General features: G+C 60.8%; 26 protein-coding genes and 1 other RNA gene. 11 read left to right on the plus strand and 16 right to left on the minus strand.

Annotation, left to right across the window (positions count from 1 at the left end; all coding sequences use genetic code 11):
- Positions 1-262: 262 nt before the first annotated feature.
- The 4 genes from rplM to sspB all read left to right on the plus strand — a co-directional run bounded on the left by rplM (position 263) and on the right by sspB (position 2572).
- A complete protein-coding gene (gene rplM, locus ACJ8HT_RS15160; RefSeq protein ID WP_004937079.1) occupies positions 263-691 on the plus strand; it encodes a 50S ribosomal protein L13 in 429 nt (142 codons plus the stop codon).
- Between the two features lie 15 nt (positions 692-706).
- Positions 707-1099 carry a 30S ribosomal protein S9 gene (gene rpsI / locus ACJ8HT_RS15165; protein ID WP_004937080.1) on the plus strand — a complete coding sequence of 131 codons (393 nt, stop codon included), beginning with the start codon at positions 707-709 and terminating at the stop codon, positions 1097-1099.
- Positions 1100-1424: 325 nt separating this feature from the next.
- Entirely contained in the window at positions 1425-2066 is a 642-nt protein-coding gene (sspA, locus tag ACJ8HT_RS15170) for a stringent starvation protein SspA (protein WP_004937082.1), read from the plus strand.
- 5 nt (positions 2067-2071) lie between these two features.
- Positions 2072-2572 carry a ClpXP protease specificity-enhancing factor gene (gene sspB / locus ACJ8HT_RS15175; protein ID WP_194572151.1) on the plus strand — a complete coding sequence of 167 codons (501 nt, stop codon included), beginning with the start codon at positions 2072-2074 and terminating at the stop codon, positions 2570-2572.
- Positions 2573-2636: 64 nt separating this feature from the next.
- Here sspB and ACJ8HT_RS15180 read toward each other — a convergent pair whose 3' ends face one another.
- From ACJ8HT_RS15180 to gltB, 3 genes are all read right to left on the minus strand, one after another.
- Complete coding sequence (locus ACJ8HT_RS15180) at positions 2637-3116, minus strand: hypothetical protein (protein ID WP_049198519.1); 480 nt, start codon at positions 3114-3116, stop codon at positions 2637-2639.
- 165 nt (positions 3117-3281) lie between these two features.
- Positions 3282-4700, minus strand: a complete 1419-nt coding sequence (locus ACJ8HT_RS15185) for a glutamate synthase small subunit (RefSeq protein ID WP_063988608.1) — start codon at positions 4698-4700, stop codon at positions 3282-3284.
- Between the two features lie 14 nt (positions 4701-4714).
- Positions 4715-9175 (minus strand): glutamate synthase large subunit, encoded by a 4461-nt coding sequence (gene gltB / locus ACJ8HT_RS15190; RefSeq protein WP_197653039.1) that lies wholly within the window; start codon positions 9173-9175, stop codon positions 4715-4717.
- 692 nt (positions 9176-9867) lie between these two features.
- On the opposite strand from gltB, the gene ACJ8HT_RS15195 reads away from it, so the two are divergent.
- The 4 genes from ACJ8HT_RS15195 (at position 9868) to mtgA (ending at position 14857) form a co-directional block, all read left to right on the plus strand.
- Complete coding sequence (locus tag ACJ8HT_RS15195; protein ID WP_197653038.1) at positions 9868-10806, plus strand: TIGR01212 family radical SAM protein; 939 nt, start codon at positions 9868-9870, stop codon at positions 10804-10806.
- Positions 10807-10898: 92 nt separating this feature from the next.
- On the plus strand, positions 10899-13238 hold the full coding sequence (arcB, locus tag ACJ8HT_RS15200) for an aerobic respiration two-component sensor histidine kinase ArcB (RefSeq protein ID WP_197653037.1): 2340 nt from the start codon (positions 10899-10901) through the stop codon (positions 13236-13238).
- Between the two features lie 237 nt (positions 13239-13475).
- Positions 13476-14129, plus strand: a complete 654-nt coding sequence (gene elbB / locus ACJ8HT_RS15205) for an isoprenoid biosynthesis glyoxalase ElbB (protein WP_070915403.1) — start codon at positions 13476-13478, stop codon at positions 14127-14129.
- Positions 14126-14857: a monofunctional biosynthetic peptidoglycan transglycosylase gene (mtgA, locus tag ACJ8HT_RS15210; RefSeq protein ID WP_197653036.1), complete on the plus strand. Its 732-nt coding sequence runs from the start codon at positions 14126-14128 to the stop codon at positions 14855-14857. The genes elbB and mtgA overlap by 4 nt, the downstream gene beginning before the upstream one ends.
- A gap of 40 nt (positions 14858-14897) precedes the next feature.
- Here mtgA and dolP read toward each other — a convergent pair whose 3' ends face one another.
- From dolP to ACJ8HT_RS15230, 4 genes are read right to left on the minus strand one after another with little or no spacing between them, the layout of a single operon-like run.
- The gene (gene dolP / locus ACJ8HT_RS15215; protein WP_126180312.1) at positions 14898-15473 is read right to left on the minus strand and encodes a division/outer membrane stress-associated lipid-binding lipoprotein; all 576 of its coding nucleotides are present in this window, start codon (positions 15471-15473) and stop codon (positions 14898-14900) included.
- A 9-nt stretch (positions 15474-15482) separates the two neighbouring features.
- The gene (diaA, locus tag ACJ8HT_RS15220; protein ID WP_004937103.1) at positions 15483-16073 is read right to left on the minus strand and encodes a DnaA initiator-associating protein DiaA; all 591 of its coding nucleotides are present in this window, start codon (positions 16071-16073) and stop codon (positions 15483-15485) included.
- A gap of 51 nt (positions 16074-16124) precedes the next feature.
- On the minus strand, positions 16125-16478 hold the full coding sequence (locus ACJ8HT_RS15225) for a YraN family protein (protein WP_197653035.1): 354 nt from the start codon (positions 16476-16478) through the stop codon (positions 16125-16127).
- Positions 16475-18514: a penicillin-binding protein activator gene (locus tag ACJ8HT_RS15230; protein ID WP_197653034.1), complete on the minus strand. Its 2040-nt coding sequence runs from the start codon at positions 18512-18514 to the stop codon at positions 16475-16477. Before ACJ8HT_RS15230 ends, ACJ8HT_RS15225 begins: the two co-directional genes overlap by 4 nt.
- A gap of 62 nt (positions 18515-18576) precedes the next feature.
- On the opposite strand from ACJ8HT_RS15230, the gene rsmI reads away from it, so the two are divergent.
- Positions 18577-19440: a 16S rRNA (cytidine(1402)-2'-O)-methyltransferase gene (gene rsmI / locus ACJ8HT_RS15235; RefSeq protein ID WP_074026945.1), complete on the plus strand. Its 864-nt coding sequence runs from the start codon at positions 18577-18579 to the stop codon at positions 19438-19440.
- 41 nt (positions 19441-19481) lie between these two features.
- Positions 19482-19859, plus strand: an RNA gene (gene rnpB, locus ACJ8HT_RS15240) — RNase P RNA component class A.
- A gap of 57 nt (positions 19860-19916) precedes the next feature.
- Here the strand turns inward: rnpB and ACJ8HT_RS15245 are convergent.
- Positions 19917-20618 (minus strand): pirin family protein, encoded by a 702-nt coding sequence (locus ACJ8HT_RS15245; RefSeq protein ID WP_060424694.1) that lies wholly within the window; start codon positions 20616-20618, stop codon positions 19917-19919.
- A gap of 107 nt (positions 20619-20725) precedes the next feature.
- Between ACJ8HT_RS15245 and ACJ8HT_RS15250 the strand changes: the two genes are divergently transcribed.
- Positions 20726-21622: a LysR family transcriptional regulator gene (locus tag ACJ8HT_RS15250; RefSeq protein WP_004937113.1), complete on the plus strand. Its 897-nt coding sequence runs from the start codon at positions 20726-20728 to the stop codon at positions 21620-21622.
- A gap of 51 nt (positions 21623-21673) precedes the next feature.
- Here ACJ8HT_RS15250 and ACJ8HT_RS15255 read toward each other — a convergent pair whose 3' ends face one another.
- The 8 genes from ACJ8HT_RS15255 to ACJ8HT_RS15290 all read right to left on the minus strand — a co-directional run bounded on the left by ACJ8HT_RS15255 (position 21674) and on the right by ACJ8HT_RS15290 (position 26243).
- On the minus strand, positions 21674-22660 hold the full coding sequence (locus tag ACJ8HT_RS15255; protein ID WP_049198508.1) for a glutathione S-transferase family protein: 987 nt from the start codon (positions 22658-22660) through the stop codon (positions 21674-21676).
- Positions 22661-22730: 70 nt separating this feature from the next.
- Positions 22731-23126, minus strand: a complete 396-nt coding sequence (locus ACJ8HT_RS15260; protein WP_004937119.1) for a DoxX family protein — start codon at positions 23124-23126, stop codon at positions 22731-22733.
- A gap of 294 nt (positions 23127-23420) precedes the next feature.
- Positions 23421-23708, minus strand: coding sequence for a YqjK-like family protein (locus tag ACJ8HT_RS15265; protein WP_004937121.1), 288 nt, complete (start codon positions 23706-23708; stop codon positions 23421-23423).
- Entirely contained in the window at positions 23705-24106 is a 402-nt protein-coding gene (locus ACJ8HT_RS15270; protein ID WP_015379160.1) for a phage holin family protein, read from the minus strand. The genes ACJ8HT_RS15265 and ACJ8HT_RS15270 overlap by 4 nt, the downstream gene beginning before the upstream one ends.
- Positions 24107-24108: 2 nt before the next feature.
- Entirely contained in the window at positions 24109-24414 is a 306-nt protein-coding gene (locus tag ACJ8HT_RS15275; RefSeq protein ID WP_004937125.1) for a DUF883 family protein, read from the minus strand.
- Positions 24415-24578: 164 nt separating this feature from the next.
- Positions 24579-24950 (minus strand): DUF1090 domain-containing protein, encoded by a 372-nt coding sequence (locus ACJ8HT_RS15280; RefSeq protein WP_033636105.1) that lies wholly within the window; start codon positions 24948-24950, stop codon positions 24579-24581.
- A 241-nt stretch (positions 24951-25191) separates the two neighbouring features.
- Positions 25192-25566, minus strand: a complete 375-nt coding sequence (mzrA, locus tag ACJ8HT_RS15285) for an EnvZ/OmpR regulon moderator MzrA (protein WP_004937130.1) — start codon at positions 25564-25566, stop codon at positions 25192-25194.
- Positions 25563-26243, minus strand: a complete 681-nt coding sequence (locus ACJ8HT_RS15290; protein WP_049198505.1) for a DedA family protein — start codon at positions 26241-26243, stop codon at positions 25563-25565. The genes mzrA and ACJ8HT_RS15290 overlap by 4 nt, the downstream gene beginning before the upstream one ends.
- Positions 26244-26256 lie beyond the last annotated feature (13 nt).

The following is a 26256-nucleotide window of genomic DNA, read 5'->3' on the forward strand; positions in this document are numbered from 1 at the left end:
CCGCCGGGCCTATCGCCGGTTGCCTGCCGCCGGCGATAAATTTATTTTCCATTCAAAAACCGTTCGATCTTTGTGAGCGACTTCTCTATAATCTTGCGACCCCACGTTACAACAAAGTTTTTTTTCCCAAAAACTTTATAGTGCCGGCAATGGCTATTCGAAGGGGTAGGTTTGCTGGACTTGTATGGTCGTGTGAGCCTCAACTGTTTTCGAGCGTTTGGGTGTTCACCAACGTGTAACTAATTATTGGGTAAGCTTTCTAATGAAAACTTTTACAGCTAAACCAGAAACCGTAAAACGCGACTGGTACGTTGTTGATGCAGATGGTAAAACTTTAGGCCGTCTCGCTACTGAACTGGCTCGTCGCCTGCGCGGCAAGCATAAAGCGGAATACACCCCGCACGTGGATACCGGTGATTACATCATCGTTCTGAACGCTGACAAAGTTGCTGTAACCGGCAACAAGCGTACAGACAAAGTGTACTACCACCACACCGGCCACATCGGTGGTATCAAGCAAGCGACCTTTGAAGAGATGATTGCCCGCCGTCCTGAGCGCGTGATTGAAATCGCGGTTAAAGGCATGCTGCCAAAGGGCCCGCTGGGTCGTGCTATGTTCCGTAAACTGAAAGTTTACGCGGGCACCGAGCACAATCACGCGGCACAGCAACCGCAAGTTCTGGACATTTAATCGGGATTAATGGCAATGGCTGAAAATCAATACTACGGCACTGGTCGCCGCAAAAGCTCCGCCGCTCGCGTCTTCATCAAGCCGGGCAACGGTAACATCGTTATCAACCAGCGCAGCCTGGAACAGTACTTCGGTCGCGAAACTGCCCGCATGGTAGTTCGTCAGCCGCTGGAGCTGGTCGACATGGTTGGCAAACTGGACCTGTACATCACCGTTAAAGGTGGTGGTATCTCCGGTCAAGCTGGCGCTATCCGTCACGGTATCACCCGTGCACTGATGGAGTACGATGAGACTCTGCGTTCTGAACTGCGTAAAGCTGGCTTCGTCACCCGTGACGCTCGTCAGGTTGAACGTAAGAAAGTCGGCCTGCGTAAAGCACGTCGTCGTCCGCAGTTCTCCAAGCGTTAATTTTCGCTGCTTCGGCAGTGCGATTTACGCAAAAAACCCGGTGCTTCACCGGGTTTTTTTATGCCTGAAATCCGCCGTCCCCGACTAAAATCTGTGGCAGATCAGACAATTCAACATGAATTCACCGCACCGTCCCCACAAAACAAGCAAAATCTGGTAAACTATCACCCACTTTTGCGCCTGTTCGCCGTGCAGTTGACCTCCTGGGCCGGTTTTTCATGGGCTCGGGTCGCGCTGCGTGCTGCCGGCCTGCGGCAAGATTATTCAGGATAGCAGCCTGTCAGTTGGCTATTCGCAGTATTTTCTAGATAACTTGGAGGTTTTCATGGCTGTCGCTGCCAACAAACGTTCGGTAATGACGCTGTTCTCTGGCCCGACCGACATTTTTAGCCATCAAGTACGTATCGTACTGGCGGAGAAAGGTGTCAGCGTCGAGATCGAGCAGGTCGAAATGGATAACCTGCCGCAAGATCTGATTGACCTCAACCCTTACCAGACGGTGCCTACGCTGGTCGATCGCGAACTGACCCTGTATGAATCCCGCATCATCATGGAATACCTGGATGAGCGTTTCCCACACCCGCCGCTGATGCCGGTTTACCCGGTTGCCCGTGGCGAGAGCCGTCTGATGATGCTGCGCATCGAGAAGAACTGGTACTCGCTGATGGACAAGATCGAGAAGAGCAGCGGTCAGGAAGCGGAGTCCGCCCGTCGCCAACTGCGCGAGGAGCTGCTGGCGATCGCACCGATCTTCGGCCAGGCGCCGTATTTCATGAGCGAAGAGTTCAGCCTGGTGGATTGCTATCTGGCGCCGCTGTTGTGGCGTCTGCCGCAGCTGGGCATTGAATTGAGCGGTGCCGGCTCCAAAGAGCTGAAAGGCTACATGACCCGCGTCTTCGAACGCGACGCTTTCCTGGCTTCCCTGACCGAAGCCGAGCGTGAAATGCGCCTGCAGACCCGGGGCTAAGCGCGATGGACATGTCTCAAATGACCCCACGCCGGCCATATCTGCTACGGGCGTTTTATGACTGGTTGCTGGATAACCAGCTGACGCCGCACCTGGTGGTTGATGTGACTCGGCCGGACGTGCAGGTGCCGATGGAGTTCGCGCGTGACGGCCAGATCGTGCTGAACATCGCGCCGCGCGCGGTGGGCAATTTGGCATTGGGCGACGAAGGCGTGCAGTTTAATGCGCGCTTCGGCGGCGTGCCGCGTCAGGTTTCGGTGCCGATGGCCGCCGTGCTGGCGATCTATGCTCGCGAAAATGGTGCCGGCACCATGTTCGAACCGGAAGCCGCCTACGACGAGAGCGAAGGCGTGTTCGAAGGCCTGGACAATGAGACGATCCCTTCGGAAACCCTGATGTCGGTGATCGACGGCGATCGCCCGGATACCGCGGAAGATAACGGCCCGGACGACGAGCCGCCGCAGCCGCCGCGCGGTGGCCGCCCGGCGCTGCGCGTGGTGAAGTAATCCCTGCGCGAACAAACGAAAAAGCACCCTATGGGGTGCTTTTTTTTTGCCCGGCAGAAGCGGATCAGCCTTTCAAGGCGGCAATGCAGGCATCGCGCGGTGCGCTGAGATCGCCTACGCGTACGGTGGACAAGGCGCGGGTTGCGCGCTGGCGGAAACTGGTGATGGCGGTGTCGCCTTGCACTTCCGGCGGCGCGGTGCAAATGTCATTGAGCGGCAGATCGTTACCTTTGTTGAGCGCCTGCAACACCGCCGCCGGATTGTAAATCAGGGCTGCGGAGAGCGCCGATTTGATACCGGCGGTAAAGCCGGCATTGCCGCCGCCGGCCAGCTTGGGCGCCAGGGCAATCCAGCTGTCGTCCCCCAGCCGGATGCTGTTTTCCACGGCGCTGAACTGCCCGGCCTTGCCCAACTGTGCCACGACCGGCCGCGCGCCGCGCGCTTCGATATTGTAACCGACCTCCTGCGAATCCAGCGCCATGGCTGAAGCGCTGAAACTGACGGCCAGCAGTGCGCCGGCCAACAGGGAAATGGAGCATTTCATGTTCGCTATCCTTATCTCGGTGTCAGGCGCAGCCGCGCCCCGCAATGGTGCTAACTCAATACTATAGCGCGTTGAAGCGGTGAGGTGAGGGGAGGTTGTTACAAAGCATGGCAGGCTAAAAACAGAGGCCCGGCAATGTGCCGGGCCTCTGGCGGTACGGAAGGTTTACACTTCCAGGTAGTTCATGATGCCGTCTGCCGCCTTGCGGCCTTCGGCGATCGCCGTCACCACCAGGTCGGAACCGCGCACCGCGTCGCCGCCGGCGAAGATTTTCGGGTTGCTGGTCTGGAACGCGTTGTCGCTGCCTTCCGGCGCCAGGATGCGGCCCTGCTTATCGAGCTGCACGTCGTGCGCCGCCAGCCAGTCCATACGGTGTGGGCGGAAGCCGAACGCCATCACCACCGCGTCGGCGTCGATCACGTGTTCGGAACCCGGCACCTGCTCCGCCGCCTGACGGCCGTTGGCATCCGGTGCGCCCAGCTGAGTGCGCACCATTTTCACCCCGGCCACGCGGCCGGCGCTGTTCAGCTCGATGCTCAGCGGCTGCAGGTTGAACTGGAAGTCCACCCCTTCTTCCCGGGCGTTCTTCACTTCGCGCTTGGAACCCGGCATGTTGGCTTCGTCGCGGCGGTAGGCGCAGATGACCTGCGTCGCGCCCTGGCGCACCGAGGTACGCACGCAGTCCATGGCGGTATCGCCGCCGCCCAGCACCACCACGCGCTTGCCTTCCATGCTGACGTAAGGCTCGTGCTGCTCGGTTTCATACCCCATCAGCTGCTTGGTGTTGGCGATCAGGAACGGCAGCGCATCGTACACGCCCTGCGCTTCCTCGTTCTCCAGGCCACCGCGCATCGACTGATAGGTGCCGACGCCGAGGAATACCGCATCGTACTCGCTCAGCAAGGTCTCCATGCTGACGTCTTTGCCCACTTCGGTGTTCAGCTGGAACTCGATGCCCATCTCGCTGAAGATGCCGCGGCGTTTGACCATCACTTCCTTTTCCAGCTTGAAGGCCGGGATGCCGAAGGTCAGCAGGCCGCCGATCTCCGGATGACGGTCATACACCACCGCCTTGACGCCGTTGCGGGTCAGCACGTCGGCGCAGGCCAGCCCGGCAGGGCCGGCACCGACGATCGCCACGCGCTTGCCGGTCGGCTGCACGTGCGACATGTCCGGCTTCCACCCCATTTCGATGGCCTTATCGCTGATGTAGCGCTCGATATTGCCGATGGTGACCGCGCCGAACTCGTCGTTCAGGGTGCAGGAGCCTTCGCACAGGCGATCCTGCGGGCACACGCGGCCGCACACTTCCGGCAGGCTGTTGGTCTGATGCGCCAGGTCCGCCGCTTCCATGATGCGGCCTTCGTTGGCCAGTTTCAGCCAGTTCGGGATGTAGTTGTGGACCGGGCACTTCCACTCGCAATACGGGTTACCGCAGGACAGACAGCGGTCCGCCTGGGCCTTGGCCTGGGTTTCCGAAAACGGTTCGTAGATCTCGACGAACTCGATTTTGCGGATCTTCAGCGGTTTCTTTGGCGGATCAACACGCTGCAGGTCGATAAATTGGTAAACGTTCTGGCTCATTAATGACCTACCTCTTACTGCGCCTGCACCCGCAGCTCGGCTGCGGAACGGCTACGGTGACCCAACAGCGCTTTGACATCGCTGGACTTCGGTTTGACCAGGGCGAACTTCGTCGCCCACTCCGGCCAGTTGGCCAGGATCTCTTCCGCGCGGGAAGAACCGGTCGCCTGCACGTGTTCGGTGATCAGGCCGCGCAGGTGCTCCTCATGGATCGCCAGCTGATCGACATCCAGCACTTCCACCAGCTCCGGGTTCACGCGCTTGCGGAACTCGCCGTCTTCGTCCAGCACGTAGGCGAAGCCGCCGGTCATGCCCGCACCGAAGTTGATGCCGGTTTTACCCAGCACGCAGACGATGCCGCCGGTCATGTATTCGCAGCCGTTGTCGCCGATGCCTTCCACCACGGTGATGGCGCCGGAGTTGCGCACCGCGAAGCGTTCGCCCGCGCGGCCGGCGGCGAACAGCTTGCCGCCGGTGGCGCCGTACAGGCAGGTGTTGCCGACGATGCTGGCTTCATGGCTGCGGAAGGCGGAGCCGATCGGCGGACGCACCGCGATGCTGCCGCCGGCCATGCCTTTGCCGACATAGTCGTTGGCGTCGCCGGTCAGGGTCAGTTCGACGCCGCCGGCGTTCCAGACGCCGAAGCTCTGCCCGGCGGTGCCGGAGAAGTGCGCCTTGATCGGATCGGCCGCCATGCCCTGATCGCCGTGCACGTCGGCGATAGCGCCGGACAGCATGGCGCCCACGGAGCGGTCGGTGTTGCGAATGTCGAAGTAGAAGGTTTTACCCTGCTTCGCTTCGATGTACGGTTGCGCCTGCGCCAGCAGCTCTTTGTTCAGCAGGCCCTTGTCGAACGCCGGGTTGCTGCTTTCGGTGCAGTACACCGCTTTGCCCGGATGCGGCGTGGCGGTTTTCAGCAGCGGCGACAGATCCAGCTTGTTCTGCTTGGCCGAGATGCCGTCCAGCTCGGTCAGGAACTCGGTGCGGCCGATCAGATCCACCAGTTGGCTCACGCCCAGCTGCGCCATGATCTCGCGGGTTTCACGCGCGATAAACTGGAAGTAATTCGTCACGCGTTCCGGCAGGCCGTGGTAGTGATCGCGACGCAGCTTGTCGTCCTGAGTCGCGACGCCGGTCGCGCAGTTGTTGAGGTGGCAGATGCGCAGGTATTTACAGCCCAGCGCCACCATCGGCCCGGTGCCGAAGCCGAAGCTTTCCGCGCCCAGGATCGCCGCCTTGACGATGTCCACGCCGGTTTTCAGGCCGCCGTCCACCTGCAGGCGGATCTTGTGGCGCAGGCCGTTGGCCACCAGCGCCTGCTGGGTTTCCACCAGGCCCAGCTCCCACGGACAGCCGGCGTATTTCACCGAGGACAGCGGGCTGGCGCCGGTGCCGCCGTCGTAACCGGCGATGGTGATGAGATCGGCATAGGCCTTCGCCACGCCAGTGGCGATGGTGCCGACGCCCGGTTCGGACACCAGTTTTACCGAGATCACCGCCTTCGGGTTGACCTGCTTCAGATCGAAGATCAGCTGTGCCAGATCTTCGATCGAGTAGATGTCGTGGTGCGGCGGCGGGGAGATCAGCGTCACGCCCGGCACTGAATAACGCAATCTGGCGATGTACGGAGTGACTTTGTCGCCCGGCAGCTGGCCGCCTTCGCCCGGCTTGGCGCCCTGCGCCACCTTAATCTGGATCACGTCGGCGTTCACCAGGTAGGCCGGCGTCACGCCGAAGCGGCCGGAGGCCACCTGTTTGATGCGCGACACCTTGTTGGTGCGGTAGCGCGCCGGATCTTCGCCGCCTTCGCCGGAGTTGGAGAAGCCGCCGAGGCCGTTCATGGCGATCGCCAGCGACTCGTGCGCTTCCGGGCTCAGTGCACCGATCGACATCGCCGCGGTGTCGAAGCGTTTGAACAGCGACTCCGCCGGTTCAACCTGATCGACCGGGATCGGTTCGCCTTTCGGCGTGATGGCCAGCAGATCGCGCAGCATGGCGACCGGCCGCTCGTTCACCAGCTTGGCGTAAGCCTGATAGTCGCGGTATTCCCCGCTGTGCACCGCTTTTTGCAGCGAGTTCACCACATCCGGGTTGTAGGCGTGGTATTCGCCACCGTGCACGAACTTCAGCAGGCCGCCTTGCTCCAGCGGTTTGCGTTTCAGCCAGGCGCGCTTGGAAAGGTTCTGCAGATCCTGCTGGAAATCGCTGAAGCTGGCGCCGCCGATGCGGCTGACCACGCCCTGGAAGCAGAGATCCGCCAAATCGCGGTGCAGGCCGACCGCTTCGAACAGCTTGGAGCAGCGGTAAGAGGCGATGGTCGAGATGCCCATTTTGGACATGATCTTGTACAAGCCTTTGTTGATGCCGTTGCGGTAGTTCAGCATCACGTCGCGGTATTTTTTGTCGATCGCCTGGCTGTCCACCAGCTTGGCCAGGGTTTCATAGGCCAGATACGGGTAGATAGCGGTTGCGCCGAAGCCGAGCAGCACGGCGAAGTGGTGCGGATCGCGGGCGCTGGCGGTTTCAACGATCAGGTTGGCGTCGCAGCGCAGGCTTTTCTCCACCAGGCGGGTTTGCACGGCGCCAACCGCCATCGGGGCCGGTACCGGCAGGCGGCCGGGCGCGATGGCGCGGTCGGACAGCACCAGCAGCACCGCACCTTCGCGCACCTTGCGTTCCGCTTCGTCGCACAGGGCGCGAATGGTCTGCTCCAGATCCTGCTGCTGCGGGTCGAAGGTCAGATCGAGGGGCTCGGCGCGATAGTATTCGCCTTCCAGCGTGGTGAGCTGTTTGAAATCGGAGTACAGCAGGATCGGCGATTTGAAGCTCAGACGGTGCGCCTGGCCTTCGGCTTCGCAGAACACGTTCATTTCACGCCCGATGCTGGTGGCCAGCGACATGACGTGCGCTTCGCGCAGCGGATCGATCGGCGGGTTGGTGACCTGCGCGAACTGCTGGCGGAAATAGTCGTAAACGATGCGCGGCCGGCTGGAGAGCACGGCGAACGGGGTATCGTCGCCCATCGAACCGGTGGCTTCCTGGCCAATCTCGCCCAGCACGCGGATCACCTGATCCAGCTCTTCGCTGCTGTAGCCGAACTGTTTCTGGTAGGTTTCGAGCTGCGCGTCGTCGAGCTCGCGGCTGCCGACCTGATCGTCCGGCAGATCTTCGAACGGCACCAGACGTTTGACGTTTTTCTCCATCCACTCTTTATACGGATGGCGGCTTTTCAGATCGTTGTCGGTTTCCGCCGAGTGCAGGATGCGGCCGCTGCGGGTGTCGATCACCATCAGCTCGCCGGGGCCGACGCGGCCTTTTTCCACCACTTCGTCCGGCTGGTAATCCCAGATGCCGACTTCGGAGGCGCAGGTGATCAGCTTGTCTTTGGTGATCACATAGCGCGCCGGGCGCAGGCCGTTGCGATCGAGGTTACAGGCGGCGTAGCGGCCGTCGGACATCACGATGCCGGCCGGGCCGTCCCACGGCTCCATGTGCATCGAGTTGAAGTCGAAGAAGGCGCGCAGATCGCCGTCCATGTCCGGGTTGTTCTGCCAGGCCGGCGGCACCAGCAGACGCATGGCGCGAATGAGATCCATCCCGCCCGCCAGCAGAAGCTCCAGCATGTTGTCCAGCGAACTGGAGTCGGAGCCGGTTTCGTTGACGAACGGCGCGGCGGCCTGTAGATCCGGGATCAGCGGCGTTTGGAATTTGTAGGTACGGGCACGCGCCCACTGACGGTTGCCGGTGATGGTGTTGATTTCGCCGTTGTGCGCCAGGTAGCGGAACGGCTGCGCCAGCGGCCAGCGCGGCACGGTGTTGGTGGAGAAGCGCTGGTGGAACAGGCAAATGGCCGACTCCAGGCGCAGGTCCGCCAGATCGAGATAGAAGCGCGGCAGATCCGCAGGCATGCACAGGCCTTTATAGATCGTCACCAGGTTGGAGAAGCTGCAGACGTAGAAACTGTTGTCCTGCACGCGTTTCTCGATGCGGCGGCGCGCCACGAACAGGCGGCGTTCCATATCGCGCGGGCGCCAGCCGGCCGGGGCGTTAACGAAGATTTGCTCGATGCGTGGCAGGGAGGAGAGGGCGATTTCACCCAGCACGTCCGGGTTGGTCGGCACTTCACGCCAGCCGACGATCGACAGCGTTTCGTTTTGCAGCTCTTCTTCCACGATGCGGCGGCTGAGGCGCGCTTCCTCTTCGTTCTGACTGAGGAACATCATGCCGACGGCGTAGTTCTTGGCCAAACGCCAGCCGCGCTCTTCCGCCACCATGCGGAAGAAGCGATCGGGTTTTTGCAGCAACAGGCCGCAGCCGTCGCCGGTCTTGCCGTCGGCCAGGATCGCGCCGCGGTGTTGCATGCGGGCCAGCGCGTGAATGGCGGTGCGAACCACCTTGTGGCTAGGTTCGCCTTCTATGTGGGCGATCAGGCCGAAACCACAGTTGTCCCTCTCTTGGGATTTATCGTACAACATATCAGTGAACCTCCCCAGGCTCTGCGTGACTCTCACAACCTACTGCGAGGGGGCTTCCCAATTTCAGGCAGAAGTCCAATCAGCAAGTTAACCCCGCTAATCTGCTTTTCCGCCCTCCATCAATGGCCTCTCGTGACGGTCTCACAAGTGGTATAGGACTTGTTTTAAGAGGGAGTCTTCAATTACTGCATAAATATGACGAGACGTTTGCCCGTCCAGAAAGCTTCCAGCGGACTTCCAACTTAGCGAGAAAGAATTCGCAGGTCAAATGTGGGCTTAAGATAGATTCTTATCGAATTGATGATGTTTATTTATTTGAAAAATAAGTATTTTAATGTGTTTTTGCACTATCGTGGGGCAACGCCGATCTCCACAGAAGTGTGAGCTGTCTCACTATAGTGCAACCCCTTAATCTCTGCACCATGCTAGTGCGGGGGTTAATTGCAGAGTTTTATCCTATAAGATATTGCTTGCTTGATGTTTATGACTATTTTTCACCGTGTTGTCATATTGCCGTTAACGGTTGCGCGACGATTAGAATAATTCATTAGAATTATAGTGAATTTATTTGCGTTTATGATGAATAGTTATGCCTGGTGGCGCCTTGCGGGAAAAGCGTTGATCTCTGTCATCGCGGGAAAAGCCGTTTCTTATTAGCATCGCGGCTTTGAACACAGAGAATCACCAAGATTATGCAGTTGCCGCAATTAGTCAATATGTTTGGCGCAGATCTCCAGCGCCGCTATGGCGAAAAGATCCATAAACTCACGCTGCACGGCGGATTCAGCTGCCCTAACCGCGACGGCACGTTGGGGCGTGGCGGCTGTACGTTCTGCAACGTCGCGTCGTTCGCCGATGAGGCGATGCAGCGGCAGAGCATCGCCGAACAGCTGGCGCAGCAGGCCGCGCGGGTCAACCGGGCGCGGCGCTATCTGGCCTATTTCCAGGCCTATACCAGCACCTATGCGCAGATCGAACGGCTGGCGTCGATGTATCGGCAGGCGTTGGCGCAGAGCGCCATGGTCGGCCTGTGCGTCGGCACCCGGCCGGACTGCGTGCCGCCCGCCGCGCTGGATCTGCTGGCGGGATACCGCGAGCAAGGCTATGAAGTGTGGCTGGAGCTGGGGCTGCAGACGGCGCACGATAAAACGCTGAAGCGCATCAATCGCGGCCATGATTTTCGCTGTTATCAGCAGACGGCGCGGCTGGCCCGGCAGCGCGGGCTGAAGGTGTGCTGCCATCTGATCGTCGGGCTGCCGGGAGAAACTCAGCGCGATCATCTGCTCACGCTGCAGCGGGTGGTGGAGACTGGCGTGGATGGCATCAAACTGCATCCGCTGCACGTCGTTACCGGCAGTACCCTGGCCCGCGCGTGGCGCGCCGGGCGATTGTCCGAACTGGCGTTGGAGGACTACGCCGTCAGCGCCGGGGAGATGATCCGCCACACGCCGAGCGAGGTGGTGTATCACCGTCTTTCCGCCAGCGCCCGTCGGCCGACGCTGCTGGCGCCGCTGTGGTGCGAAAACCGCTGGAGTGGCATGCAGGCGGTCGGTGCTTATCTGCAACAGCGCGGTGGGCAGGGCAGCGCGCTGGATGAAAAGTGGCGCTACCGCCCTGGAATGCCGCTCTGAAGTGCAATCTTTGCCACACTTCGGCGTTTGCCGCCTTATCTCACCGCGGTTTTACGGTATGATTCAAAAGATTGTGTCTGATGGGAGCCGCTATGAAGCAAATCCGGGTGTTGGCCCAGTACTACGTTGATTTAATGGTGAAACTGGGGTTGGTGCGCTTCTCGCTGCTGCTGGCCTCGGCGCTGGTGGTGCTGGCGATGGTGGTGCAGATGGCGGTGACCATGCTGCTGCGCGGCGAAGTGGAAAGCATCGACGTGGTGCGTTCGATCTTCTTCGGCCTGTTGATCACCCCGTGGGCGGTCTATTTTCTCTCGGTGGTGGTGGAACAGTTGGAAGAGTCGCGCCAACGGCTGGCGCGGCTGGTGGACAAGCTCGAAGAGATGCGCCACCGCGATCTGGAGCTCAATCAGCAGCTCAAAGACAATATCAGCCAGCTGAATCAGGAGATTGCCGACCGTATCAAGGCGGAAGAAGAGCGCCTGCAGGTGATGGAAAAGCTGACCGAAGAGATGGAACAGCGCGAGCTGGCGCAGATTGAGCTGGGCCAGCAATCGGCGCTGTTGCGTTCCTTCCTCGATGCCTCGCCGGATCTGGTCTACTACCGCAACGAAGACAAAGAGTTCTCCGGCTGCAACCGCGCGATGGAGCTGCTGACCGGCAAAAGCGAGAAGCAGCTGATCGGCCTGACGCCGTTCGACGTCTACGGCCAGGAGATCGCCGAAAAGGTCATTGAGACCGACGAGAAGGTGTTCCGCCACAACGTTTCGCTGACCTACGAACAATGGCTGGTGTATCCCGACGGCCGCAAGGCCTGTTTCGAGCTGCGCAAGGTCCCGTTTTACGACCGGGTGGGCAAACGCCACGGGCTGATGGGCTTCGGCCGCGATATTACCGAGCGTAAGCGCTACCAGGACGCGCTGGAGAACGCCAGCAGGGAGAAGACCACCTTTATCTCCACCATCAGCCACGAGCTGCGTACGCCGCTTAACGGCATCGTCGGCCTGAGCCGCATCCTGCTCGATACCGAGCTGAATGACGAGCAACTGAAATACCTGAAGACCATCCACGTCAGCGCCATCACCCTCGGCAATATCTTCAACGACATTATCGAAATGGATAAGCTCGAGCGGCGCAAGGTGCAGCTCGACAACCAGCCGGTGGACTTCACCGGTTTCCTGGCAGATCTGGAGAACCTCTCCGGCCTGCTGGCGCAGCCGAAAGGGCTGCAGTTCATCATGGATCCGCAGACGCCGCTGCCGCAGCAGATCGTGACCGACGGCACGCGCCTGCGGCAGATCTTGTGGAACCTGATCGGCAACGCGGTGAAATTTACCCAACAGGGGAAAATCGTGGTGCGCGTGCGGCGCGAGGCGCAGGAGAAGTTGGTGTTCGAGGTGGAAGATTCGGGCATGGGCATCCCGCAGGACGAGCAGGACAAGATCTTCGCCATGTATTACCAGGTGAAAGATCAGCGCGGCGGCCGTCCGGCCACCGGCACCGGTATCGGGCTGGCGGTCTCCAAGCGGTTGGCGCAGAGCATGGGGGGTGACATCACCGTGCGCAGCGAACAGGGGCACGGTTCTTGCTTCACTCTGACCATCCAGGCGCCGGCGGTGCAGGAAGCCGTCAGCGAGGTATCGGAGGAAGAGGAGCTGCCGTTGCCGGCGCTGCACATCCTGCTGGTGGAGGATATCGAACTGAACGTGATCGTGGCGCGATCGGTGCTGGAGAAATTGGGCAACAGCGTCGATGTGGCGATGAACGGCCACGATGCGCTGGCGATGTTCGACCCGGACGAGTTCGATCTGGTACTGCTGGACATCCAACTGCCGGACATGACCGGGCTGGATATCGCCCGGGCGCTGCGCGAACGCTATGCCGGGCAGGCGCTGCCGCCGCTGGTGGCTTTGACCGCCAACGTGCTGAAAGACAAAAAAGAGTATCTCGAGGCGGGCATGGACGATGTGCTGAGCAAGCCGTTGTCGGTGCCGGCGCTGACTAAGGTCATCAAACACTATTGGGATCATCAACCTTCTCACACTTCAAAGAAAACGGAGCACAAGGCGATGCAGATTAATGAGTCGTTACTCGATACCGCGATGCTGGAACAGTACATGGACCTGGTTGGCCCGCAGCTGATCCACCAAAGCCTGGAGATGTTTGAACAGATGATGCCGGGCTATCTGGCGGTGCTGGACTCCAACATGACGGCGCGCGATCAGAAAGGCATCACCGAGGAAGGGCACAAGATCAAAGGCGCCGCCGGTTCGGTCGGTCTGCGTCACCTGCAGCAGCTGGCGCAACAGATTCAAACGCCGACGCTGCCGGCCTGGTGGGATAACGTGCAGGATTGGGTGGATGAGTTGAAGCAAGAGTGGCGCAACGACGTGCAGGTACTGCGGGCTTGGGTTGAGAACGCTGAAAAAAAATGACCCCGACCTAAGCCGGGGTGCGCGAATATTGCGCCAACACCAGGGAAATTGTGAACCTGCGTATTGGTTTCAGTGTTCTGGTCGAGCAGGTTGTAGCGAATTCCTAAACATCATACAGCCAACAACATAGCAAATGTAAGCGCTCTTGTTAGAAGATTCATTAAAATGTGTGATGTAGATTAGTGTTTGTCAACTCCGAGCACGAACCAGTTGACAGCAGCGACAGGAGTAAGAGTGATGAAAAAGGTGGGTGTCGTCCTCAGCGGCAGCGGCGTTTATGACGGTACGGAGATCCATGAAGCGGTGCTGACGCTGCTGGCGTTGGACCGTGCCGGCGCGCAGGCGGTGTGCTTTGCGCCCGATAAACCACAATGCCATGTTATTAATCACTTATCAGGTGAGGAGATGGCGGAGTCGCGCAATGTTCTGATTGAGTCGGCGCGCATTGCCCGCGGCGCGGTGCAGCCGCTGGCGCTGGCGGAGGCCGCGCAGCTGGATGCGCTGATCGTGCCCGGCGGCTTCGGCGCCGCCAAGAACCTCAGCAATTTCGCCGAAGCCGGCGCGGAATGTTGGGTCGATGAGGATTTGGCGCGTCTGACGCGCGAGATGCATAAGGCCGGCAAACCAATTGGCCTGATGTGCATCGCGCCGGCGCTGTTGCCGAAACTGCTGGATCAACAAGCGCGGCTGACCATTGGCAACGATCCGGACCTGGGAGAAGTGATTGACGCCATGGGCGGCGAGCCGGTGATTTGCCCGGTGGACGACATCGTGGTGGACAGCGAGCACAAAGTCGTGACCACGCCGGCCTATATGCTGGCACCGTCTATCGCACAGGCGGCCCTCGGTATCGATAAGCTGGTGGCGCGGGTACTGGAAATGGCTGAATGAGAAAATCGCTCGGCGGATGGCGGCGACTGCGCCCGTGGTATTGGCTGAAGCGCGGGGTCATCGCGATTCTCGGCCTGTGGGTGTTGGGCATTGTGGCCTTTGCCTTCCTGCCGGTGCCGTTTTCCGCCGTGATGGTGGAGCGGCAAGTCAGCGCCTGGCTGAGCGGCGACTTTGGCTACGTCGCCCATTCGGATTGGGTGTCGATGGACGACATCTCGCCGCAGATGGCGCTGGCGGTGATGGCGGCGGAGGATCAGAAGTTTCCAGACCATTGGGGCTTCGACGTGGCGGCCATTGAAAAGGCGCTCAGCCACAACGAGAAGCGCCCGACGCGCATCCGCGGCGCGTCCACGCTGTCGCAGCAAACCGCCAAGAACCTGTTTCTGTGGGATGGCCGCAGCTGGCTACGCAAAGGGCTGGAGGCCGGATTGACGTCGGGCATCGAGCTGGTGTGGACCAAGCGGCGCATTCTGACGGTGTATCTGAACATCGTCGAGTTCGGCGACGGGGTGTTTGGCGTGGAGGAAGCGTCACAGCGCTACTTCAATAAACCGGCCAAGCGCCTGACCGCCTCGGAGGCCGCTCTGTTGGCGGCGGTATTGCCGAATCCGCATCGCTTCAGGGCCGATGCGCCTTCCGGTTATGTGATACAGCGACAGCAGTGGATCATGCGCCAGATGCGGCAGCTGGGCGGGGAAGCGTTTTTAAGCGAGAACAAGCTGGATTAAACGGACGGGAACGGCACGGCGCCGCTCCCGCCAGAACGGATTACTTCACATAGGTAAAGGCGGTGGTGACGTGCTTCACGCCGCTGACCTGGCTGGCGATCTGCGCCGCCGACTGTCCTTCCTGTTGGGTGACGAGGCCCAGCAAGAACACTTCGCCATTTTCGGTGGTGACCTTCACGTTGGACGATTTCACCGTATCGCTGGTTAGCAGCTGCGAACGCACCTTGGTGGTGATCCAGGTGTCGGAGGACGCGGTGCTCAGGCTGACCGGCGTGCCCTGACGGATTTCGTTATACACTTCGGTCGTGCCTTCCACGCCCATGGCGATCTGCTTGGCGCGCGAGGTGAGATCGGCATTAGGCGATTGGCCGGTCAACAGCACTTTGCCCTGATAGGCGGTGGCGACCACCCGGGCGTCTTTCTTCAGCTGCTGGTCTTTGCTCAGAGCGCTTTCGACCCTGGCTTCCAGCGTGCCGTCATCCACCTGGGTCCCGACGCTGCGCGGGTCGGTGGCGGTTTTGGTCGCGACGGCCGCACTGCCGACGACGACGCCGGCGATACAGCCTTGCAACAGCAGGGCGCTGGACAGCACTGCAAATGTGGCTTTTAGCTTCATCTCAGTTCCTTAATCGTCCTGGTGGGGGAATAACGTATTGTCTATCAGATCGCACAGGCAGTTTACGGTCAACATATGCATTTCCTGAATGCGCGAGCTGCGGTGCGACGGAATGCGGATCTCGACATCCTGCTGGCCGAGCAACCCGGCTAGCTCGCCGCCGTCGTAGCCGGTGAGCGCGACGATGGTCATATCGCGCGTGACGGCCGCCTCGACCGCTTTCACAATATCACGGCTGTTGCCGCGGGTGGAAATCGCCAGCAGCACGTCGCCGGTGTGCCCGAGCGCGCGCACCTGCTTGGCGTACACTTCGTCGTGCAGCCGATCGTTGCTGATCGCCGTCAGCACCACGTTGTCGGCGTTGAGGGCGATGGCCGGCAGGCTGGGGCGCTCGGTTTCAAAACGGTTGATCATGCTGGCGGCGAAGTGCTGCGCGTTGGCCGCCGAGGTGCCGTTGCCGCAGCACAGGATTTTGTTGCCGTTGAGTAAGGATTGAACCAGCGTCATCGCAGCGCGGGAAATGGCGTCCGGCAATGCTTCCGCCGCCGCGATCTGGGTTTGGATGCTTTCGGTAAAACAGACTTTAATTCTATCCAGCACGTTGTATTAATCCACTAAGTCAAAGGGCCGGTCTGCGCCGCAAAACCCCGATTAATCCGCATTGAAGGCGTTGGGTATCCATTCTAACTGGCTACCGGTAATGGCCAAAACATCAAAACGGCAAGATGATGTGTCAAAACTGGCTCCGCGCCCCGCCAGCCAGACGGCGGCGGCATGCAGCAACCGCTGTTGTTTGCGAAAGGTGACGCTGGCGGCCGCGCCGCCGAAGGCGTCGTTGCGGCGGTAGCGCACTTCGACGAACACCCAGGTGGCGCCGTCGCGCATGATGAGGTCGAGCTCACCGCCGCGCACCGCGACGTTGGCGGCGCAGAAGGTGAGTCCGGCGTATTCCAGGTGACGGCGGGCCAGTAACTCATAGCCCACCCCTGAGGCGCGTGAGTTCAAGAGACCGGAACGACCGTACCCTGACGGTATTGCAGCCAAGGCAGTTTGCGGTTGATCACGCAGTTCGGCGACGCGCTCAGCGTACCGGTGGTGCCGGAAACCTGGAAGCCCGGCAGCTGGCGCATTTCAGCAAAGTGGTTGGCCAATGTCCAGGCATCCATCCCCATCGCATACAGGCGCACCAGCGAGTAGTCGTTGCGGAAGCGCGCGCTGGCCTGCTGCAACAGCTGAGGGTTTGAACCGGCCAGCAGCGGGATGTCGCTGAACTGCAGGCCTTCCATTTCCAGGCGGAAGTCCGGGCCGGCACCGGCCTGATAGCTGCGCGAGCTGGCGTACATCGCCGGCTTGCCGCGCGAGCTGGTGGCCATGTCGATCATCGGTTTGATCAGCGTCAACTGAGACTGGGTGGCGACGATATACACCGCGTCGACGCTGCCGCCGGTCGCGGCGGGCACGTCGCTCGGCGGTGCCGGAATAGTCAGCCCGGCGATGGTCACGCTCTGCGGCGCCGGGGCGCTCGATATCGGCGTGCCGGTCATGCGGATGCCGCCGCTGTTGACCATCTGGCGCAGTTCGCCGGCGGAGCCGATGTCCTGACGCAGCACGGTTTGCCCGCCTTGCTTCTGCCATTCCTGGTTAAAGGCCTTGGCGACGCGATCGCCGAAGGCGCCGCGCGGCACCAGCAGCAGCGGTTGACGCTTCTGCTGTTCCCAGATGTGGCGTGCGGCGTCGCGCGCTTCATCTTCCGGCGACAGGGCAAAGTAACAGATGTTCAGGTTGTCCTTCGGCGTTTCCGGCTGGTTGAGCGCCAGCACGTTCAGCGTGGTGGTGCTGGCGGACAGCTGATCGACGTTCTCTTTTAGCAGCGGCCCGACCACCAGGGTGGCGCCATCCTGCTGCGCCTGGCTCAGCAAGGCGGCCAGCGGCTGGCTGGTGGTATCGTACACTTTGACCTGTGCGTTAGCGGCCTGCAGCGGCGTTATCGGCGCACTGGACGGCGCCGCCGGTTGCGCGGCGGTCACGGCAGGCTGGCTCTCTTGCGCCGAAGGGCTGACCGCGCCGTTGGCGTTGATGTCACCCGTGGCGGCCTGATCGGCCGGCGTCGTTGGGGCCGGTGCGCTGGCCGGTTGCGCGGCTTGAGGCTGCGGCGCCGGCATGGAACCGCCGTTTTTCGCCGCTTCGAAGCCTTGCTGGATGGCGTCGGCGAACACTTTCGCCTGGCCGTTCAACGGCAGCAGCAGGGCGATTTTCGAGGTGGAGGCCTGGGTGAAGTTCAGCACCTGGTTCAGGCGAGCGGGCAGCGTTTTGGCCGCCGGGTTCTTCGGATAACGGTTCTGCCAGTCTTTGATGCCGGCCTTCAGCAGATCGGGATCCTGCTTGTTGTCCTGATAGACGCGCAGCAGATCCAGCCAGCCTTGCAGCACGTTCTCGTCGGCGTTGATCACCAGGCTGTTCATCTCCTGCGGCGTCAGCTGCAGCAGCGCCTGCCAGGTCTGATCCAGGTTGTCCTGGTGCGGTTTGCCGGTCAGCAACGGCTCCTGGGCGATATAGGCGCGGATCAAGGGCAGCGACGCTTTGCCCTGATTGGCGGCAATCTGCGCCTGGTAGTAGCGCACCTTCTGATTCGGCGACAGCGAACCGCTGTCCAGATGGCCCAGCGTGCTGCGGGCGCTGACGTAGCTCTTGTTGGCGATCTGCAGTTCGGCGGTCAGCAACTGGCGTTCAGTCTGCTGCGCACCGCTGAGGTTTTTCGGCAGCTGATTCAGCTGGTCGCCGGCCTGCGGCAGTTTTCCTTCACGCAGCAAGGCGCGAATAGCAAGTAATTGCCAGTCAGCCTTGTTATCATCGCTGCTTTGCTGCAACTGCTGCAGGTAGTAATCGGAGCTGGCGCTCGCTTCGTCCTGTATATTGGCGGGCGGCGTTTGCGGGGCCCGACTTGGACAGCCTGCCAGGAAAAGGGCGGCCGCGATGACTGCGGTAAGTCGGACAGGCTTGGAACGCCCTGCTTTGGTACGAACGAATGTTGAGGAAAGCATACTGTATCCAGTGATGTTTTTTTCAAGATGCTCAATATTAAATCGGCAACCCGGATGAAACAATGAATCAACACCAACAATCAGTCATTTCTGCATCAACGCTGTATGTGGTGCCCACCCCCATCGGCAATCTGGGCGATATCACTCACCGTGCGTTAGAGGTACTGAAAAGCGTTGATCTGATCGCGGCGGAAGACACGCGCCATACCGGATTGCTGCTGCAACACTTCGCGATCAACGCGCGTCTGTTCGCGCTGCATGACCACAACGAACAGCAAAAGGCCGATCAGCTGCTGGCGAAACTGCAGGAAGGCCAGAGCATCGCGCTGGTGTCCGACGCCGGCACGCCGCTGATCAACGATCCCGGTTATCACCTGGTGCGCCGCTGCCGCGAGGCCGGCATTCGCGTGGTGCCGCTGCCGGGCGCCTGCGCCGCCACCACCGCGCTGTGCGCCGCGGGCGTCGCTTCTGACCGCTTCTGCTACGAAGGCTTCCTTCCGGCGAAAACCAAGGGGCGCAAGGATACGCTGATGGCGCTGGCGGAGGAACCGCGCACGCTGATTTTCTACGAATCCACTCACCGCCTGCTGGAAAGCCTGCAGGACATGGTCACCGTCTGGGGCCCGCAGCGCTATGTGGTGCTGGCGCGCGAGCTGACCAAAACCTGGGAATCTATCCACGGCGCACCGGTGGGCGAACTGCTGGCGTGGGTGCAGGAAGATGAAGTGCGCCGCCGCGGCGAGATGGTGCTGATCGTCGAAGGCCACAAGGTGCAGGAGGATGCGCTGCCGCTCGAGGCGCTGCGCACGCTGGCGCTGCTGCAAAAAGAGCTGCCGCTGAAAAAGGCGGCGGCGCTGGCGGCGGAAATCCACGGCGTGAAGAAAAATGCGCTGTATAAGCACGCGCTGGAGCAACAACAGCCGTAAAGCGGTTGACCTGCCGCCGCCGCGACGCTACTATCCGCGCCGGAGTTGACCAGACAGTCGCCGCTTCATTGCCGTCCTCTTCGGGGAGACAGATGGAGGGGAGGAAAGTCCGGGCTCCATAGGGCAGGGTGCCAGGTAACGCCTGGGAGGCGCAAGCCTACGACTAGTGCAACAGAGAGCAAACCGCCGATGGCCCGCGCAAGCGGGATCAGGTAAGGGTGAAAGGGTGCGGTAAGAGCGCACCGCGCGGCTGGCAACAGTTCGTGGCACGGTAAACTCCACCCGGAGCAAGGCCAAATAGGGGTTCACATGGTACGGCCCGTACTGAACCCGGGTAGGCTGCTTGAGCCAGTGAGCGATTGCTGGCCTAGAGGAATGACTGTCCACGACAGAACCCGGCTTACCGGTCAACTCCCTCGACAAAAGAAAACCCCGCGCAACGCAAGTTGCGCGGGGTTTTTCGTTTTCCGGCCGGCTTACACCGGCAGGTCAATCAGCAGCGCGCGCAGCGGGGTCTCGGCGCGAATCGTCAGGCGGTTCTCCTCGCGCACGAAGGCGCCGTCGCCGCAGGTCAGGCGCTGCGCTTCGTGGCGCTCGCCGGTGGCGGCGATGGTGCCGTGAATCGACTGCAAATAGGCGCGCGGCCCGTTAATCGTCAGCGTTTGTTCTTCGCCCGGCTGCAGGTCGAGATGGTGGATCCAGACCTGCTGGCGCAGCTGCAGGCTGCCCTGCGCACCGTCCGGCGAGGCCAGCAGCAGGTTGCCCGCCGCCGGCAGCGTCAGGCGCTGCACCCGCTCGTTGTTGCGTTCCGGGCAGGCGTCCAGCCACAGCTGCAGGCGGGTCAGCGGCGTATCGCTGCTGACGTTCTGTTCGCTGTAGCTCAGGCCCGGCTGGGTGGCCAGCAGCAGCGCTTCGCCGGCTTTGGCGCGCGCGGCGTTGCCGTCGCTGTCGCGGTATTCCGCCTCGCCCTGCAGGATCAGGTTCAGGATATCCACGCTGGGATAGGTGCGCGGCTGGAACGACGCGCCCGGCGCCAGCACCTCCTGATTCAGCACCCGCAGCGACGCATAGCCCATCAGTTTGGGATCGAAGTAGTGACCAAAGGAAAAGGTGTAGCGAGCCTGCAGCCAACCAAAGTCAGCTTGCCCGCATTGTTGTGCTGTTCTGCATGTAATCATGGCAATCGGCTCTCTAAATTCATTATCCAAATGGTAAGCATCTGGACGCCGGATTGTTAGCCAGTTAATCTGGTCGGCATATTCAAATTTCCTGACAGAGGGATGTGATGGCCAGAGATCGGGCGCTCACGCTTGAGGCGCTGAGAGTGATGGACGCGATCGACCGGCGCGGCAGCTTCGCCGCGGCCGCCGACGAATTGGGCCGGGTGCCGTCGGCACTCAGCTACACCATGCAAAAATTGGAAGAAGAATTGGACGTGGTGCTGTTCGACCGTTCGGGCCACCGCACCAAGTTCACCAACGTGGGGCGCATGTTGCTGGAGCGCGGGCGGGTGCTGCTGGAAGCGGCCGACAAGCTGACCACCGACGCCGAGGCGCTGGCGCGCGGTTGGGAAACCCACCTGACTATCGTCAGCGAAGCGCTGTCGCCGCCGAGCCTGCTGTTTCCGCTGGTGGACAAGCTGGCGCTGAAGGCCAACACCCAGGTGTCGATTTTCACCGAGGTGCTGGCGGGCGCCTGGGAGCGGTTGGAACAGGGACGCGCCGACATCGTGATCGCGCCGGATATGCATTTTCGCGCATCGTCGGAGATCAACACCCGCAAACTGTACAAGGTGATGAGCGTCTACGTCGCCGCGCCGGATCATCCTATCCACCAGGAGCCGGAGCCGCTGTCCGAGGTGACCCGGGTGAAGTACCGCGGCATCGCGGTGGCGGATACCGCCCGCGAGCGCCCGGTGTTGACCGTGCAACTGCTGGATAAGCAGCAGCGTCTGACGGTGAGCACCATCGAAGACAAGCGTTTGGCGCTGCTGGCCGGGCTGGGGGTGGCGACCATGCCGTATCCGATGGTGGAGAAAGATATCGAGGCCGGGCGGCTGCGCGTGGTGGGGCCGGAATACAGCCGCGAAGCCGATATCATCATGGCCTGGCGGCGCGACAGCATGGGGGAGGCGAAAGCCTGGTTCCTGCGCGAAATTCCGCGCCTGTTCGCGCAGCGCTAACGTCGGTGGGATGACATCCCCTTGCCGGGCGGCAAGGGGATTTTTTTTGCCTTAGCCGAAGAGCCGATCGCGGCCGTGCGGCTCGTCCAGATCCTGCGCCGGCCCGATGGAAATGATGCCGTGCGGGTTGATGGTGGCGTGGCTGCGATAGTAGTGGTTGCGAATGTGCGGCAGGCTGACCGTTTCGGCGATGCCCGGCATCTGGTAGATGTCGCGCAGGAAACCGTACAGGTTCAGGTAGTCGCTGATGCGGTGTTTATCGCACTTGAAGTGGGTGACGTACACCGGATCGAAGCGCACCAGCGTGGTCCATAGACGCAGGTCGGCTTCGGTCAGCCGATCGCCGGTCAGGTAGCGGTGCTGCCCCAGGATCTGCTCCAGGCGCTCCAGCGCGTTGAAGACCCCGTTGACCGCTTCGTCATAGGCTTCCTGGCTGGTGGCGAAACCGGCCTTGTACACGCCGTTGTTCACCTGATCGTAAATCCAACCGTTCAGCTCATCGATTTTGCCGCGCAGCTCGGCCGGGTAGTAATCGCCCGCGCGGGCGCCCACGCCGTCAAACGCGCTGTTGAACATGCGGATGATGTCGGCGGATTCGTTGCTGACGATGGTTTGCCGCTGTTTATCCCACAGCACCGGCACGGTCACGCGCCCGCTGTAGTGCGGATCGGCCTGCAGGTAGATCTGATACAGGAAGTCGGCGTGATACAGCGGATCGCCGGTGGTTTCAGGAAAATCCTGGCCGAAGGTCCAGCCGTTTTCCAGCATCAGCGGGTGCACCACCGAGACCGGAATGATCTGCTCCAGCCCCTTCAGTTTGCGCATCAGCAGCGTGCGGTGCGCCCAGGGGCAGGCGAGAGAAACGTACAGGTGATAACGGCCCGCTTCGGCCTGGAAGCCGCCCGCGCCGTGTTCGCCCGGCTGACCGTCGGCAGTCACCCAATTGCGAAACTGAGCGGTTGAACGTTTGAAACGGCCGCCGGTAGATTTCGTGTCATACCAGATGTCTTGCCAAACGCCATCGACGAGTTGTCCCATGGGAATCTCCTTGGTGTCCGAGTGAAAAGCGACAGGGCCCGGCATGCCGGGCCCTGAATGACAGTTTAGATTACCATTTCTTGTTCAGAAGACGGTCGATGCTGAAGCCGCCCGGGCCTGCAACCGCCAACACGATGAAGCCGCCGGCGATGGTCAGGTTTTTCATGAACATCAGCTGGTTTACGCCTTCCGCAAAGTCAGTGTGGAACAGCAGCGCGGTCAGAATGGTGAAGCCGGCAGTGAACAGCGCTACGGTGCGGGTCAGGAAACCGAACAGGATCGCCAGACCGCCGCCAAATTCCAGCAGGATGGTCAGCGGCAGCAAGAAGCCAGGCACGCCCATCGATTGCATGTACTGTTGGGTACCGGCATAAGCGTCACCCATTTTGCCGTAGCCTGCCACGATAAACAGGATTGGCATCAGAATACGAGCAACCAGCAAACCTGTATCTTCTAATTTTTTCATCATCTACTCCAAAGTGTTTTTGTGCGCCTGTTCGGCGGTAGTCATATCAACGGGCGGTATATCGGGTCTCTCACCCTGTCCGGCCCATATCGTATTGATGGAGTGAATGTTAAGCGGGAAGTGCTCAGGTTGTTAGCAAGTAAAACTGTCGTAATTTTTCAAAAAATCTGAATCTTTAGCGTGCTAATAAACTGACGCTTGTCAGCAGGTTGCCCGGCCCTCGGGATAAGCAGCGCTGTTTTAGGGGGAAAACGAGGGCGGAGCAACAGGATGTTTGAAGGAAAGGCGTGGGGCTTACTTGGCGGAGAAGGTCTTTTTAAACAGGCGGATAGCGCTCCAGGCACCGAAAGCGCGGCGCGACCAGCGGATCATCTTGCTGGGGTGGCGAATGCCGTACAGCGCCATGACGCTGGAACCGAGCACCAGATAGCGACGCAGGCCAAACACCGTCTGCCAGCCGCGGTCGATGCGTTCGGTCTTCTCCAACCACAGAGACTTGTGTTCGGCCAGATCCAGGCGTTGCTGCTGGATCTGGCGAATCAGCCTCTCTTTTTTCCATTCCAGGTAGCGGCGGCGGCTCATGGCTCGCGCTCCAGTTCGGCGCGGTCGAGTTCCAGTTGCTTGCGCGTGGCGCCGAGCAGCGTGGTGCGACGGGCCTTGACCAGCGTCCAGATGGTGCCGACCACGGCCAGGAACAGCAGCACGCCGGTCGTGGCGCCCAGCGCCACCAGCCGGTAGACCGGATCGATGGCCCAGAAGATCAGGATCAGCAGGCTCATCAAACCGAAGGCGGTGAACAGCAGCGTCATACCGGCCATGATCAGCAGCTGAATGAGGTTGGCTTTCTCCTCTTCCAGCTCGACCACCGCCAGCCGGACACGGGTTTCCACCATGCCGACCAGGATCGTGATGATGCGCTGACCGATATCCAGGACCCCTTTAGCGGGGCCCTGCGCGCGCACTTGCGGTTGTTCAGCCATGATTAACGACGCGCGAGCAGCACGCCCAGCACGACGCCGACCGCCGCGCCGATACCGATGCCGGTCCACGGGTTGTCGCGCACGTAATCATCGGCCTGACCGGCGATCTGTTTGGTTTGCGAAGCCAGCTTGTCACCGGCGTCGCTCAGGCGAGCGCGGGTCTCTTTCAGCGCGCCTTCCGCTTTCGAACGCAGCTTCTCCAGCTCGGCTTTCGGCTTGTCGGTGGAGGAGTTCAGCACTTCCTCCAGCGTATCGGCTAAGGACTTCAGTTCAGCGCGTAAGTTTTCTGCATTTGAATCATGTGCCATGTGATTATTCCTTAACGTTTATTTCGACAGACTTTTAACATAGCGGATTTTTTCGCCGGAGCAAAGGGGTGATGGCCAGCAGATAACACCAGACATCAATTCCATATGCTTAAGAAATCCCGTGTGATGGGGCTCTCATCGATAAATCCGCTGGTGTAAAAAAATTATTCCGCCTGGGCGCGTTTCAGCTCAGCCTGCGCTTCCGCCAGCTTTTGCTGCTTCTTGGCGACCTTGTCCAGCTTGCCGGTTTGCTGCGCTTCTTTCAGCTCCTGTCGGCGCTCGTCGACCTTGCGCTGCTTCTCCGCGATATTTTTCTGGCGTTCGGCCTGCAGGCCGGCTTCGGTACAGTGAGTCTGCACTTCGCTCAGCGCTTTTTTCAGCCCGTCCACGCGGTGGGTGTTGCCGTGTTGGGTGGCATAGTCGATTTGCTGCTGGATGTCTTGCGCTTTGGCGGCGCAGCCGCCCTCAGCGGCCGAAGCGAGCGCCGGCAGCGTGCAGAGTGGCAACAGCAGTAACAGTGAGTGGCGTAATTTCATCTTTCAGTTCCTTTTCATGGGATGCCTGAACAGGCATCCGCTTTCCTGACTGCCGAAGGCGGCAGCGCGAGAGGAGGGCGTTCATCGCCGGCTGAAGTTACCCTTCAGCATAGTCATGAAACCGGCGTGCCCCCAAAGAATCAGCCGTGACTCAGTGCCGACTGATTAATTCTTGAGCTAATCGATGCGAATGAAAATGAAGATAATGGCAATGAAAGGAAACCCCTTCATATGAAGGGGATTATCCCAGATTGAGTGGGGAACGCGCAAATTCGCGTACCCAATGCGACGGCACGGGGGACTCGCTCAACGCGATGTGGTAACCGGGCGGCAGGATGGTTTGCAGCGCTTCGCGCGCCAGCAATTGCTGCTCCGGCGAATCCAGACGGATGACCAGGCCATCGCCTTCCGGCGTAATGCTTTTGATGCGGATGCCGCGCTCATCCAGGCGCTGATAGACGTAAAAACCGTCGGGCAGCGACAGCCCTTGCTGGCTGGCGCGAATGCGCAGCTCGCTCTCGGTGCGCACCATGCAGGGCACCAACAGCGTCGCCAACGCCAGCAGGGCGAGCGCGATCATCAAGACGTATTGCCAGCGCGGGCGCTTTGCTGTCACGCCCCTTTCCCCGGATTCTGGCTGCCGGCGCGTTTTTTGCGCCACAGCACGATCAGCGAGCCGACCAGCCCGACCACCAGCAACACCAGCGGCAACATCATCAGGCAGAACATCAGCTGATCTTCATACTTGCGGAACACCGGGGTTTTCCCCAGCGCGAAGCCCAGCGTCGTCAGGATCAAGACCCACAGCAGGCCGCTCATCCAGTTGAAGAACTGGAAGCGCGCGTTGCTCAGGCCGGACAGGCCGGCGATGGTCGGCAGCAGGGTGCGCACGAAGGCCAGGAAGCGGCCGACCAGCAGGGCGGAAAGCCCGTGGCGGTGGAACAGGTTGTGAGCGCGCTGATGGTAGTGGGCCGGCAGGTGCGAAAGCCAGCCTTGCACCGTTCGCGTATTGCCGAGCCATCGGCCCTGTATATAGCTGACCCAGCACCCCAGGCTGGCGGCGACGGTCAGGATGACGATGGTCAGCGGGAAGCCCATGGTGCCTTTGGCGATCAGCACGCCAACCAGGATCAGCAGGCTGTCGCCCGGCAGGAAAGCGGCTGGCAGCAGGCCGTTTTCCAAAAACAGGATCATGAACAGCAGAATGTAGAGGGTCCACACCAACGAAGGGTTCGCCAGCGTCTCAAAATCCTGCTGCCACAAGGCATGTATCAGTTCTTTAATGATATCCATCCGGTGTTCCTAA

It is taken from the genome of Serratia sp. CY44782 (assembly GCF_052168715.1).
GTDB lineage: Bacteria > Pseudomonadota > Gammaproteobacteria > Enterobacterales > Enterobacteriaceae > Serratia > Serratia nevei.